The following is a 13,343-nucleotide window of genomic DNA, read 5'->3' as shown; positions in this document are numbered from 1 at the left end:
CGCCTCGACTCGCCGTAGACGTCGTACTCATCACAGTGGTCGCACCTGCGAGATTGGTCACGGTCCGGTGCTGGAAGCCCGGTTGGTGGTGTCTACTGGAGGCATGTCCGCGCACGAGTCGATCCCTCTGGTGGTCTCCGTGGTCGTCGCCGCCGTAGCGACCGGCCTCTGGGTGATCGGCCTGTTCCAAATGCACCGCCAGTACCACAAGGGCGTGATCCGGCGCGGAACCCTCCGTGGCGTGCCCCGGCAGCGATGGACGGCCCCGCACTGGGACTCGGTCCACCTCACCCCTGCCGAACGGGACGCGTTCGCCAACCTGGTACGGCGCTTCCGTGACGGCCGCTCCCAGGGACATCCCGGAAGCTAGTGCCGCAACAGGCAACGTTCGCCCCGTCGCGGCGCCCGGCACGCACTCTCGCCGCACCGGCCGAAAGCCCAAGTACGTCCAGTACGAGGACTTCCGGCCGGCACGCCGAGAGCACGCACCGGACGCCGCTCCTCGACGGGCAAACGTTGCCTGCCGCGGCACTAGTGCCGCAACAGGCACTGACTAGACGGTGTCCGCTGGCTGGCCCAGCGTCGCCGCGCGGCGCTCCATCGCCTCCCGGGCCGCCTCCTCGGTCGCGTACACCTCGCACCTGTGCCTGCCGTCCGGTGTCGCCGTGTGCTCGACCTCCCACAGGGACAGCTCCCTGCCGTCCCGCAGCAGGAACGCGTGCTCGTAGAGCGAGAAGCACAGCGCCGCCCCCGCCCGGCCGGCCCGGGGCGGCCGGCCGAACGCCTGCGTGATCTCGTGCGCGAAGGCCGAGTCGAGCAGCAACGTCGACAGGTCCGCGCCCGGCCGGTCCGGGTTCTCCGCCCGGCGCAGCAGCCGGCGCGCGTGGTCCGCCGAGTCGTCGGGCGCATACGCGTGACGGGGCTCGGGGACCGGAGACAGCTGCGCCGGCACCGGCAGTTCGAAGTCCGGGGTGTCCGACGGCAGCGGGAGCCGGGCCGTGGCGGTGCGCAGCTCCTCCGCGTCCACGTACACCTCGTGCTCGAGATGGCCGCCCGGGGCCGTGTTGTGGACGAGCTCCCACAGGGTGACCGCCGTGCCGTCCGCGAGCAGCCAGGTGTGCCGGTAGGTCTCCCGGTGCAGCCCCGCGCTGTGGTGCGCGGAGCGCAGTGAACTGTCGTACGCCAGCGCGCAGTCCAGGTGCCCGATCGTCTCGTCGGGCAGCTCGAAGGAGTTCAGGGCACGGCCGAGGAGTCGCGCGAGGTGCTCCTCAGGGGACTCCGGCGACTCGGCCGACTCGTACGCTGCCGTCTCGTACGGAACGCTCAAGGTTTCTCCCGGCGTTGCTGCATGTCACCTTGTGGGTGCATACCGTAGCCCCTTGCTCGGACATCGTGCCCGAGAACCGGGAAAACCCACGGTGGGAAAACGGACGGGCCGCACGGCGGGTGCCGACGCGGCCTGATCCGCTGTCATATGCACCTGGTCGAACGGCAGCTCACGGGGCCGGTCGGGCGGCCGGTCACACCGTGCCTCCGGCGGTCCACTCGCTCCACGGCATGTTCCAGCCGTTGAGGCCGTTGTCCGGTGCGACCGTCTTGTCGGGGGAGTTCTCGACGATCACGACGTCACCGATGAGCGAGTTGTCGTAGAACCACTTGGCGATCGTGTTCCCCTGCGCGCCCTGCACGTCCTGCATGCCGACGCAGCCGTGGCTGGTGCCCTCACGACCGAAGGGCGGATTGCCCTGGTTGTACCAGTAATTGCCGTGGATGAACGTCCCGGAGGTCGTCAGCCGCATCGCGTGCGGCACGTCCGGGATGTTGTACTCGCCGCCGAGACCGACCGTCTGGCTGTTCATGCGCGTCTGCGGGAACTTCTCCGAGATCACCATCCGCCCGTTGTACGTCGTGTGCTGCGGGCTGCCGGTCGACACCGGAATCGTCCTGATGGTCCTGCCGTCCCGCACGACCGTCATGGTCTGGGTCTTCGCGTCGACCGTGGAGACCTGGGAGCGTCCGACGGTGAACGTGACGGTCTTCTTCTGCACACCGCGGACGCCGTTCGCGCCCTCCACGCCGTCCAGGTCGATCTTCATCGTGACCTTGGAGCCGGCCTTCCAGTAGTCCTGGGGCCGGAAGTCCAGGCGCTGCGCGCCGAACCAGTGGCCCACCACCTGCTGGCCGCTGCTGGACGTCACCGTGATGTGCGACTGCACTGCCTTCCTGTCGGTGATCGCCTTGTCGAACGTGAAGGACACCGGCATACCGACACCGACCGTCGCCCCGTCGTCGGGCGTGTACGTGCCGACGAAGCTGCCCGCCTGAGTGACCGTGGTGAAGATGGAGTTGGCGGCGGCGACCCGGTTGTCGGCGTCCTTGGCGGTGGCCGAGATCTGGTACTTCGTCCCGCGGTCCAGCTGCTCCTTGGGCTTCCAGGTCGTCCCGTCCGCGGAGATCTCCCCCGGCACCGCCGTGCCGGTTCCCGCCGCCGTCATCTTCACCTGGGTCAGCTTCCCGTCGCTGACCTTCACTCCGGTGGTGTTGATCGACGCGCCGGTCGAACCGTCCTTGGCGGAGATGGTGATCCTGGCGGCGGACACCTTGGCGGACTCATTGGAGTCCTTGCCGCCCTTGTCGTTGTCGGCGGTGGCGCTGCCGCCGCAGGCGGTGAGGGTCAGGGCGCCGACCATCAGGGCGGCACAGGCCCCCAGTGCGCGCCGCGCTCGCATGTCCGGCGTTGTCACAGGCTTCTCCAGGTCGTCGGGGTGTGCGTTCGGTTGCGTGATCCGCTCGAGTACGTGGAGAGAGAGCGAACGCCGCGCTGGAGGGTTCCCGTCCGCCACGCCGCACGCCCTTACGTGACAGAACCGGGACAATCGCCCACCACCCGGGGGCCCTTCGGCCTCTCATGCCCTCCCGTCATATCGTCTCCGCCCCGCCGTACAACTCCCCGTACGACGGCCACGCCCCGCCCGGCCCGTCCACCGGCTCCGCGGCGCGCACCGCCCGTACGATCGCGCGCGTCACGAGGTCCGCGCCCGCCGCCAGCACCTCGTTGAGCGCGAGGGGGTCCGGGGCGGCGAGCGCACGGGAGCCGGTCGCCAGCGCGAACACCGTGTCCCCGTCGTGCAGCAGGTGCGCCGGCCGCACGGCGCGCGCCAGACCGTCGTGCGCCACGCCCGCGAGCTTCTGCGCCTGCGCCTTGGTGAGGTCGGCGTCGGTCGCGACCACGGCGAGGGTCGTGTTCAGCGGCGGGCGCGGAAGGCGCGCGGCGGATTCGGCGAGCCGTCGCCGCGCGGCCTCGTGCACCTCCCGCGCCGGACGGCCGACCCGGCCCTGGACCAACTCCCCGTACAGCGCGCCCGTCTCCGGCTCCATCGCCGAGCCCACCGCGTTGCACACCACCAGGGCGCCCACCGTGATCCCCGAGTCCAGCACGGTGCTCGCGGTGCCGACACCGCCCTTGAGCGGTCCGACCGTCGCGCCGGTGCCCGCCCCCACGCAGCCCTCCGCCACCGGCGCGCCCGGCTCGCTCGCTGCCGCCGCCTCGACCGCGGCCCGGCCCATGGCCGCGTCCGGGCGCGCCCTGAAGTCACCGCCCCGCCCCAGGTCGAAGACGCAGGCGGCCGGCACGACCGGCACCACGTGTGACGGATCGGGGCCCACCCGTACCCCGCGGCCGTGCTCCTCCAGCCAGGCCATGACGCCCGACGCCGCGTCGAGCCCGTAGGCGCTGCCTCCGGTCAGGACGACCGCATCGACCTTCTGCACCAGGTTGCGTGGATCGAGCGCGTCGGTCTCCTTCGTGCCGGGGCCGCCCCCGCGCACGTCGACCGCCGCGACCGCGCCGCCCTCCGGGGCCAGGACGACCGTGGTGCCGGTGAGCCAGCCGTCCCCGATCCGTGTGGCATGACCCACGCGCAGACCGGCGACATCTGTCAGAGCGTCACGTGTCATGGACCCATGATCCTTCGCCGCACTCCGGTCGTGACACCGCGCCGCAGAAATCCGCCCCGTGGGTGTCACCCCGTGGCGAGCGCCCCTGTCTGCGAAGCCCCGACGCCGCGTCCCGGTGCAGCGGAGACGTACGCTGGGGCTATGAGCGCCACCCCGACGTCCACCCCGGACCGCGAACCGCGGGATGCGAAGCCCGAGCCCAAGGACGCCCTGGTCTTCGACGACCCGCTGACCACGCAGTCGTCGGACGACACGGACCTGGGATGGGGCGACCGGCCCCGCCCGAGCGGTGACAGCGCTGCCGATCTGGCGCGGTTCCTGGACGAGAAGCCGCCCCACCACCTGTGAGAGCCGTCACAGGGCCCGTTGCCGGCCCTGTCCTGCGTCCTGTGGTGCGTCCTGGCGTCCGTCAGGCGTCGCTCCGGTTCGGGCTGCGCTGCGCGACGAGGGCGTCGCGGATCTCCTCGAGCACCTCCAGTTCGGTCACCTCGGACACGTCCTTGGTGCCGTGCTTGGCCTTGCGTCGGGCCTCCTGCCGGGCCAGCAACTTGGCCATGGGCAGGACCATCAGGAAGTAGACGACGGCGGCGGTGATCACGAAGTTGAGCGTGGCGCCGAGGACCGAGCCCCAGAATATGCGGACGCCCGTCGCGTCGGCGCCGGTGCCCGTGCAGGGTTCCTTGATGCAGGAGCTGTAGCTGTCCAGGCTCTTGGTGCCGAGCGCTCCCACGACCGGGCTGATGACCCCCTTCACCACGGAGTTCACGATGTTGGTGAAGGCGGCGCCGATGACCACCGCGACCGCCAGGTCGACGACGTTTCCACGCATCAGGAAGGCCTTGAAGCCCTGCAGGACGCCCGGCATTTTGATCTCGCTCACCACTGGGACCCTTCTCGACTGCACATGCTTCGGAACGAACAGCTCCGCAACCTACGGCAGGGCGTACCACGGCTGTCCAACCGCATGCCGTCACGAAGGGGACCGGGCCCAGCGCCGCACGACCGCCGGCAGTGTGAAACAGGGCCGGGCTCAGCACAGCGTCACCGCCAGCCGTGAGGTGGCGCCGGCGCCGGCGAGGCGTGCGGCCGTGGGGCGCGGCACGGACAGCACCAGCAGCGCGCCGTTCTCCGTCGGATCGACATCGGGCACCCGCGTCACCCGGGCCCCGGCCGCGACGACCCTGGCCTGGCCGCCGCCGTCGGCCGCGATCACGTCGACGCGGTCGCCGGGCCGCAACAGCCGCACGGTCGCCGCGTCCGCGATCCGTACCGGCGCCGTCACCGTCTCCACCGGGCGCGGCTCCCCTACGGCCGCCGCGGTCGGGCGGCCCCCGGTGTCCGGATGCCCGCGTGCGCCCTCGGACCCTCCGGGCCCCGCCGAGACGAGCGCGGCAGCGGTGACGGCCAGCCCCGCGGCGACGGCCCGCCTCCGGCACCGCAGCACCCGCCGCAACCGCTGCCGCCCTCCTCGCACCCGTACGGGAGCGAAGTGGGGCACGGCACAGGTGGGAGGCGTGTCGGAACGGGGGGAGAGGCCGGCGGGCGGGTACGTGGGCGCCGGGACCGCCGCGTAGGGCTGAGGGGCGGAGGGGGAGATGCGGGGCATGCTGGTCACCACCTGCGTCGTGAGCGATCGGGTCGCGATCCACGATGACGCTTCGCGGTGGAGGCCGCGGACGTCTGTGGGTTACTCCGCGGTTGTGGACAACTCGCTCACCCGAACGGGACGTTCCGCACGGCCGACCCCGTCACAGCCGACCTCACCACGGCTCTCCCCACCACGGCTCTCCCCACCACGGCTCTCCCCACCACGGCCGCCCTCGCCACAGCCGCGGCGGCCCCCGTCACGGCAGCTCGAATCCCGGGTTCATCCCGCCGAGCGCGTTCACGCACAGGCAGTCCCGCTCCTCGGTGGCCGGCAGCGCGGCCACCGCGTCGAACAGCACGCCCCGCAACCGGTCCACGTTCGCCGCGAACACCTTCAGCACCTCGTCGTGCGAGACGCCCTCTCCGGTCTCCGCCCCCGCGTCCAGATCCGTGACCAGGGTCAGCGACGTGTAGCAGAGCTCCAGTTCACGAGCCAGCGCGGCCTCGGGATGGCCGGTCATGCCCACCACGGACCAGCCCTGTGCCCGGTGCCACAACGATTCGGCGCGGGTGGAGAACCGCGGCCCCTCGACCACGACCAGCGTCCCGCCGTCCACCGGCTCCCAGTCCCGCCCGCGGGCGGCCTTCAGCGCGACCGCCCGCCCGACCGGGCAGTAAGGGTCGGCCAGGGACACGTGCACCACGTTCGGCACGGTGCCGTCCGGCAGGGGCAGCCCGTCGAAGTACGTCTGCACCCGGGTCTTCGTGCGGTCCACCAGCTGGTCGGGGACCAGCAGCGTGCCCGGTCCGTACTCCGGGCGCAGCCCGCCCACCGCGCACGGGCCGAGGACCTGGCGTACCCCGACGGAGCGGAGCGCCCACAGGTTGGCGCGGTAGTTGATCCGGTGCGGCGGCAGATGGTGGCCGCGGCCGTGGCGGGGGAGGAACGCGACCCGCCGGCCGGCGATCTCGCCGAGGAAGAGGGAGTCGCTGGGTGCCCCGTACGGGGTGTCGACCCGGACCTCGGTCACCTCGTCGAGGAAGGAGTAGAAGCCAGAGCCGCCGATGACACCGATCTCCGCGTTCGTCATGGCGAGCACAGTAGCCGCCCCGTACGGGCGTGCGAGCCGGCTGGGGGGAACTCGGCAGCAGCCGCCCCCGGCGGGCCGCAAACCCCGAAGACCCCGCCGTCGGACGACGGCGGGGTCCCGCGGCACGGACCTATGCGGCGGAGGAGCTGGTGCTCGACGACGACGAAGAAGAAGACGAAGACGACGAGGACGACGAGCCGGAGTCGGACGACGACGAGGAGCTCGACGACTTCGACGACGCCGGGCTGCTGCTCGACGAGGAGCCGCGGCTGTCGTTGCGGTAGAAGCCGGAGCCCTTGAAGACGATGCCGACCGCGGAGAACACCTTCTTCAGGCGGCCACCACAGTTGGGGCACTCGGTCAGGGCGTCGTCGGTGAACTTCTGCACCGCCTCGAGGCCCTCGCCGCACTCGGTGCACTGGTACTGGTAGGTCGGCACTTGTCTTCCTCCTGGCACTCTCACTCAATGAGTGCTAACGACGATCCATAGTGACCTATTCCGCGGGATCAGTCCACCGTCACCGGTGCGCGGTGACCGACGCCACGTGCCACGGTGCGGCCGTAAGGTCGCGTGACCAGCCACGACCGCAGGGACAGCAGGGTCAGCAGCGCCAGCACCGTACCGCCCATCGGGACGAGGAAGCCTGCGCCGGTCCACAGCCGGTCCTCCAGCTGTCCGGCGACCGTGACCGCCGCCGCCTGGCCGAGCGCGACCGCGCCGGTCAGCCAGGTGAAGGCCTCGGTGCGGGCGCCGTCCGGGACCAGGGCCTCGACCAGGGTGTACCCGGTGATCAGGGACGGCGCGATGCACATGCCCACCAGCAGGCCGAGTCCGGCCAGCACGGCCACCGAGTGCGCGGTCCACAGGCCGGAGGCGGCCAGGGCGAGGGCCGTGTAGCCGACGACCAGGCGGCGCTGCGGGGCGGCCTTCCAGGCGATCGCGCCGCACACGACGCCGGAGAGCATGTTGCCCGCGGCGAAGACGCCGTACAGGACGCCGTTCAGGCCCGGCTCGCCGATCGACTGGCTGAACGCGGAGAGCGAGACCTGCATGCCGCCGAAGACGGAACCGATGCCCAGGAAGGTCACGACCAGAACCCGCACCCCGGGGACGCGCAGGGCGGACGCGTGCTCCACGCGCGCGTGCGTGACGGCGGCGACGGCCGGCTGCGTACGCCTCTGCGCCGCGAACAGCACACCGCCCACCAGCGTCAGCGCCGCCTCCGTGAGCAGGCCCGCGGCCGGGGCCACGGCGGTGCACAGGGCCGTCGCCAGGAGCGGGCCGAGCACGAAGGTCAGCTCGTCGGTGACCGACTCGAAGGCCGCCGCCGTCGACATCAGGGGCGAGTCCTTCAGCTTCACGCCCCACCGGGCGCGGACCATGGGGCCGATCTGCGGCACCGACGCGCCGGTCGGGACGGCCGCCGCGAAAAGGGCCCACAGCGGGGCGTGGGTCAGCGCGAGCGCGGTCAGCGAGGTGCCTGCCAAGGCGTGCACGAGGACGCCGGGCAGCAGCACAGCCCGCTGGCCGTGGCGGTCGGCGAGACGGCCGCTGTACGGCGCGAACAGGGCCATGGACACGCCGGTGGCCGCGGCGACGGCGCCCGCGGCCCCGTAGGAGCCGGTGGTGTGCCGGACGAGCAGCACGATGGAGAGGGTGAGCATCGCGAACGGCTGACGCGCCGCGAAGCCGGGGAGAAGAAACGTCCAGGCGCCACGGGTGCGCAGCAGCTGCCCGTAGCCCGGGCGGGACGCCTTCGAGGTGACCGTGGACTCCACGGCCCGTGCCTTTCTGCTGCCTGGTAGCGCGGGTGCGCGCCGAGAGCTGTCCTCTTGCGCGGACTGCGGTAGATACCGGCCCCTACGGAGGAAGGGCGCCCGGCCGCCATACGGTCGCGCCAGCTCTGCGTCAGGCAGAGTTGGTTCGATCAGGGTGCGCCTGGATTGTACAGGGGCATCGCGCAGGACGCCTGTGAAACAGAGCACCGTCCGGTGCTCGACCTGGGATTCCCGACGGTGTGAACGGTGCGAAACGTGCCGTTCACCAAGCCGCCCTCAACGTCCCGGTGTGCCGTTCCCGGTGGTCCCCAGCCAGCCCGCCAGCTTGCCGCCCTGGCCGACGGCCCGCAGACGCCTCTCCGCCGCGTCGCGGACCTGGTCCGTGGCGACCACGAGCAGTTCGTCCCCGCGCCGCAGCACCGTCGTCGGCAGCGGAACGAACGATTTCCCTTCCCGGACGACGAGGGTGACCGCGGCTCCGGCCGGCAGCCGCAGCTCGTTGATCTCGACGCCGTGCATCCGAGATCCTTCGGGGATCGTGACGGACAGCAGATGCCCGCGCAGCCGCTCCAGGGGCGCCGATTCGATGCCGAGGTCCGCGGCTTGGGGACCCTCGCCGAGGCGTAGCTTGCGGGCCAGCCAGGGCAGGGTCGGCCCCTGGACGAGGGTGTAGACGACGACGAGCACGAAGACGATGTTGAAGATGCGGCGGCTGCCGGCGACGCCGTTCACCATGGGGATCGTCGCCAGGATGATGGGCACCGCACCGCGCAGCCCGGCCCACGACATCAGCGTCTGCTCCTGCCAGGGGAGCCGGAAGGGCACGAGGCTCATGACGACGCTCAGCGGACGCGCCACCATCGTCAGCACCATGCCGATGACCAGGGCGGGCAGTACGTCGTCGGCCAGTTCGTGCGGGGTCACCAGCAGACCGAGCAGGACGAACATGCCGATCTGGGCGATCCAGCCGAGCCCTTCGGCGAAGCCCCGGGTCGCGGGCCAGTGCGGCAGCTTGGCGTTGCCGAGCATCATCGAGGCGAGGTACACCGCGAGGAAGCCGCTGCCGTGGGCCAGCGAGCCGCCCGCGTACGCCATGACCGCGATGGCCATGACCGCGATCGGGTAGAGGCCGGAGGCGGGCAGCGCCACGTGCCTGAGACCCCAGGAGCCGAGCCAGCCCACCGCGAGACCGATGGCGGCGCCGATGGCCAGCTCCAGGAGTATCTTCCCGAGCAGCGTGTACCAGTGCTCGATCGGCCCGGCCGTGGAGAACGCGACGACGAGGATGACGACGGGTGCGTCGTTGAAGCCGGACTCGGCCTCCAGGACGCCCGTCACGCGCGCGGGGAGGGGCACTTTGCGCAGTACCGAGAAGACCGCCGCCGCGTCGGTCGACGACACCACCGCTCCGATGATGAGCGCCTGCCGCCACTCCAGTCCGCTCAGGTAGTGCGCGCCCGCGGCCGTGACGCCGACGCTCACCGCGACGCCGAGGAGCGCCAGCGCGGAGGCCGCCGGGAGGGCCGGCTTGATCTGCTTCCACTTCGTGCCGAGACCGCCCTCGGCCAGGATCACGACCAGTGCCGCGTATCCCATGACCTGGGTCAGCTCGGCGTTGTTGAAGTGGATGCCGAATCCGTCCTGGCCCATGGCGATGCCGATGCCCAGGTAGACGAGCAGGCTGGGGAGGCCGCTGCGCGACGAGATCCGAACCGCTGCCACCGCGACGAGCAGAACGAGCGAGCAGAGGAGCAGGAGCTGGTTGAGGTGGTGGACAGTCAGCGGCCGTTCCCTTCTCGCCAATCCGTGGGCCGCGAGGCGACGCCACGATCCGAGCACGCGAAGCCCGGTGCTGGGGCGGACTTCACTTCGACTACTTCATTAGCTTACCTAACTCTTGACGCTTTCTTGACGTTTCGGGTCGCATGATCGAACTCCAGTCCGGGCTGGTTCCCGACTCCGCGTCAAGGCGGACCGGGCCCTGCGCCTATGGTTGCTCCAGCGCTCAGTAGAAAGCACAGCCCGCCCTGCCGCTCGTGTTAGGACAGCAAGGACAGCGATGCCCCCCAACACCACCGCCTCTTCCGGCCAGAAGCCCGGCAAGTCCGGCAGGAAGAAGGGGCGCAGAGCCCGACTGCTCGTGATCGTCCTGGTTGTGGCCCTTGTGGGAGGTTTCGGATACGGCGGCTACTGGTCCGTCAGCACCGTGCGCGCCTCCTTCCCGCAGACCAAGGGGACGATCACGCTCGAGGGCCTGTCGGGTCCCGTCGACGTCAAGCGCGACGGCTACGGGATCCCGCAGATCTACGCGTCCTCCGACGAGGACCTGTTCATGGCGCAGGGGTACGTCCAGGCGCAGGACCGGTTCTACGAGATGGACGTGCGCCGCCACATGACGTCCGGACGCCTGTCCGAGATGTTCGGCAAGAGCCAGGTCAAGAACGACGAGTTCCTGCGCACCCTGGGCTGGGACCGGGTGGCGCAGAAGGAGTACGACACCAAGCTGTCGGCCTCCACGAAGAAGTACCTCCAGGCGTACGCCAAGGGAGTCAACGCCTACCTGAAGGGCAAGGACGGCAAGGAGATCTCCCTCGAGTACGCGGCCCTGGACCTGACCAACGACTACAAGCCCCAGCCGTGGACCCCGGTCGACTCGGTCTCCTGGCTCAAGGCGATGGCCTGGGACCTGCGCGGCAACATGCAGGACGAGATCGACCGCTCCCTGATGACCAGCCGCCTGGGCCCCAAGCAGATCGCCGACCTGTACCCGGAATACCCGTACAGCCGCAACAAGCCGATCGTCCAGGAGGGCGAGTACAACGCCCTGACGAAGGCGTTCGAGCAGGGCGACTCGACGGGTGCCACGGGTGCCACGGGTACGGCGGGCTCGAAGGGTGCGACAGGCACGACGGGCACGACGGGCACGCGGTCGACGACCGGGACGTCGGGCTCAACGTCCACGTCCACGTCGACCTCGGCCTCCTCGTCCCTGCGCAGCCAGCTGGCGGGTCTCACGAACGTCCTGGCCGACGTCCCGACCGCCGTCGGCGTGAACGGCCACGGCATCGGCTCCAACTCCTGGGTCGTCGCCGGAAGCCACACCATCACCGGCAAGCCGCTGCTGGCCAACGACCCGCACCTGTCGGCCTCGCTGCCGTCGGTCTGGTACCAGATGGGCCTGCACTGCACGACCGTCTCCAGCAAGTGCGGCTACGACGTCACCGGCTACACCTTCGCCGGCATGCCCGGCGTGATAATCGGCCACAACCAGAGCATCTCCTGGGGCATGACCAACTCCGGCGTCGACGTCACCGACCTCTACCTGGAGAAGCTCTCCGGCGACGGCTACCTGAGGGACGGCAAGGTCGTGCCGTTCACCTCCCGCACCGAGACGATCAAGGTGGCGGGCGGCGACTCGAAGAAGATCGTCGTCCGTGAGACGAACAACGGCCCGCTGCTGTCCGACCGCGACGACGAACTCGTCAACGTCGGCAAGAAGGCCACCGTCGACACCGTGGCGCCCGACCGCGCCGACGGCTACGGCGTCGCCCTGCGCTGGACCGCACTGGACCCCGGCAACACCATGGACGCCGTCTTCGCGATCGACAAGGCGTCTAACTGGTCCGAGTTCCGCCGGGCGGCCCGCTCCTTCGACGTGCCCTCGCAGAACCTGATCTACGCCGACACCCAGGGCAACATCGGCTACCAACTGCCCGGCAAGATCCCCACGCGCGCGCAGGGCGACGACGGCTCGATCCCGGCGCCCGGCTGGGACTCGAAGTACGACTGGACCGGCTACATCCCGCCGGCCGCGCTGCCCTACGAGTTCAATCCCAAGCGCGGCTACATCGTCACCGCCAACCAGGCCGTGATCGACAAGGACAAGTACCCCTACACGCTCACCACGGACTGGGGCTACGGCTCGCGCAGCCAGCGGATCACCGACCTGATCGAGTCGAAGATCAAGGGCGGCGGCAAGATCTCGACCGACGACATGCGGCAGATGCAGCTCGACAACTCAAGCGAGATCGCCAAGCTGCTCGTGCCCAAGCTGCTGAAGATCGACGTCTCGGACAAGCACGTCCGCGCGGCGCAGAAGCTGCTGGAGGGCTGGGACTACACCCAGGACTCCGACTCGGCGGCGGCCGCGTACTTCAACGCGGTCTGGCGCAACATCCTCAAGCTCGCCTTCGGCAACAAGCTGCCCAAGGAGCTGCGGGTCAAGGGCCAGTGCCTGTGGGTGGAGCCCGCCGACTCCACCGGCCCGGCCGACGAGGACCGCAAGGTGCGCGAGTGCGGCCAGCGCGAAGCGGACCAGGCGCAGCCGGACGGCGGCGACCGCTGGTTCGAGGTGGTCCGCAACATCGTCGACGACGAGAAGAACGACTGGTGGCAGTCGCCCGCGACGCGCACCGACCCGGCCACGACGACGCGTGACGAGCTGTTCGGGCGCGCCATGAAGGACGCGACCTGGGAGCTGGTCGCCAAGCTCGGCAAGGACATGGACACCTGGAGCTGGGGCCGGCTGCACCGCCTGTTCCTGAAGAACCAGACCCTGGGCACCGACGGCCCCGGCATACTGCAGTACATGCTCAACCGCGGCCCCTGGAAGCTGGACGGCGGCGAGGCGACCGTGAACGCCACCGGCTGGAACGCGGCGGGCGGCTACAACGCCCTGTGGGTGCCGTCGATGCGGATGGTGGTCAACCTGGCCGACCTCGACAAGTCCAAGTGGATCAACCTCAGCGGTGCCTCGGGCCACGCCTACAGCGCCCACTACACCGACCAGACGGAGAAGTGGGTCAAGGGCGAGCTGCTGCCGTGGAACTTCTCGAAGGACGCGGTGGACAAGAGCACGACCGACACGCTGGTGCTCAAGCCCTGACGGGCGCCACACCGTGGGAACGGCCCTTCACGCGCGCGTGAAGG

The 13,343-nt window shown here is 70.5% G+C and carries 12 protein-coding genes; 3 read left to right on the top strand and 9 right to left on the bottom strand.

The window, feature by feature from the left end:
* Positions 1-103 precede the first annotated feature (103 nt).
* A complete protein-coding gene (locus ACIRC0_RS31460; RefSeq protein WP_403622832.1) occupies positions 104-370 on the top strand; it encodes a hypothetical protein in 267 nt (88 codons plus the stop codon).
* A gap of 183 nt (positions 371-553) precedes the next feature.
* On the opposite strand, the gene ACIRC0_RS31455 is transcribed toward ACIRC0_RS31460, so the two are convergent.
* The 3 genes from ACIRC0_RS31455 to ACIRC0_RS31445 form a co-directional block, all read right to left on the bottom strand.
* On the bottom strand, positions 554-1,327 hold the full coding sequence (locus ACIRC0_RS31455) for a DUF6227 family protein (RefSeq protein ID WP_403622829.1): 774 nt from the start codon (positions 1,325-1,327) through the stop codon (positions 554-556).
* A gap of 193 nt (positions 1,328-1,520) precedes the next feature.
* On the bottom strand, positions 1,521-2,744 hold the full coding sequence (locus ACIRC0_RS31450) for an Ig-like domain-containing protein (RefSeq protein ID WP_403622826.1): 1,224 nt from the start codon (positions 2,742-2,744) through the stop codon (positions 1,521-1,523).
* 175 nt (positions 2,745-2,919) lie between these two features.
* Complete coding sequence (locus ACIRC0_RS31445) at positions 2,920-3,957, bottom strand: P1 family peptidase (RefSeq protein ID WP_403622824.1); 1,038 nt, start codon at positions 3,955-3,957, stop codon at positions 2,920-2,922.
* A 141-nt stretch (positions 3,958-4,098) separates the two neighbouring features.
* Between ACIRC0_RS31445 and ACIRC0_RS31440 the strand changes: the two genes are divergently transcribed.
* The gene (locus ACIRC0_RS31440) at positions 4,099-4,305 is read left to right on the top strand and encodes a hypothetical protein (RefSeq protein WP_403622821.1); all 207 of its coding nucleotides are present in this window, start codon (positions 4,099-4,101) and stop codon (positions 4,303-4,305) included.
* Between the two features lie 61 nt (positions 4,306-4,366).
* On the opposite strand, the gene mscL is transcribed toward ACIRC0_RS31440, so the two are convergent.
* The 6 genes from mscL to ACIRC0_RS31410 form a co-directional block, all read right to left on the bottom strand.
* Positions 4,367-4,837 carry a large conductance mechanosensitive channel protein MscL gene (gene mscL, locus ACIRC0_RS31435; protein ID WP_403622818.1) on the bottom strand — a complete coding sequence of 157 codons (471 nt, stop codon included), beginning with the start codon at positions 4,835-4,837 and terminating at the stop codon, positions 4,367-4,369.
* 150 nt (positions 4,838-4,987) lie between these two features.
* Positions 4,988-5,563 (bottom strand): hypothetical protein, encoded by a 576-nt coding sequence (locus tag ACIRC0_RS31430; protein ID WP_403622815.1) that lies wholly within the window; start codon positions 5,561-5,563, stop codon positions 4,988-4,990.
* A gap of 238 nt (positions 5,564-5,801) precedes the next feature.
* A complete protein-coding gene (locus ACIRC0_RS31425; RefSeq protein ID WP_403622812.1) occupies positions 5,802-6,635 on the bottom strand; it encodes an S-methyl-5'-thioadenosine phosphorylase in 834 nt (277 codons plus the stop codon).
* A 130-nt stretch (positions 6,636-6,765) separates the two neighbouring features.
* Complete coding sequence (locus tag ACIRC0_RS31420) at positions 6,766-7,074, bottom strand: FmdB family zinc ribbon protein (RefSeq protein ID WP_403622809.1); 309 nt, start codon at positions 7,072-7,074, stop codon at positions 6,766-6,768.
* Between the two features lie 68 nt (positions 7,075-7,142).
* A complete protein-coding gene (locus ACIRC0_RS31415; RefSeq protein ID WP_403622806.1) occupies positions 7,143-8,414 on the bottom strand; it encodes an MFS transporter in 1,272 nt (423 codons plus the stop codon).
* A 276-nt stretch (positions 8,415-8,690) separates the two neighbouring features.
* Entirely contained in the window at positions 8,691-10,253 is a 1,563-nt protein-coding gene (locus ACIRC0_RS31410; protein ID WP_403622803.1) for a potassium/proton antiporter, read from the bottom strand.
* A gap of 220 nt (positions 10,254-10,473) precedes the next feature.
* Here ACIRC0_RS31410 and ACIRC0_RS31405 point away from each other — a divergent pair, with 220 nt between their 5' ends.
* Entirely contained in the window at positions 10,474-13,299 is a 2,826-nt protein-coding gene (locus ACIRC0_RS31405) for a penicillin acylase family protein (RefSeq protein WP_403622800.1), read from the top strand.
* Positions 13,300-13,343: the final 44 nt, after the last annotated feature.

Origin of the sequence: Streptomyces sp. NPDC093984 (genome assembly GCF_044764595.1) — a bacterium.
In the GTDB taxonomy this organism is placed as follows: Bacteria; Actinomycetota; Actinomycetes; order Streptomycetales; family Streptomycetaceae; genus Streptomyces; species Streptomyces cynarae.
Note: the sequence above shows the minus strand (reverse complement) of the source record. Positions and strands in the feature narration are given on the sequence as shown.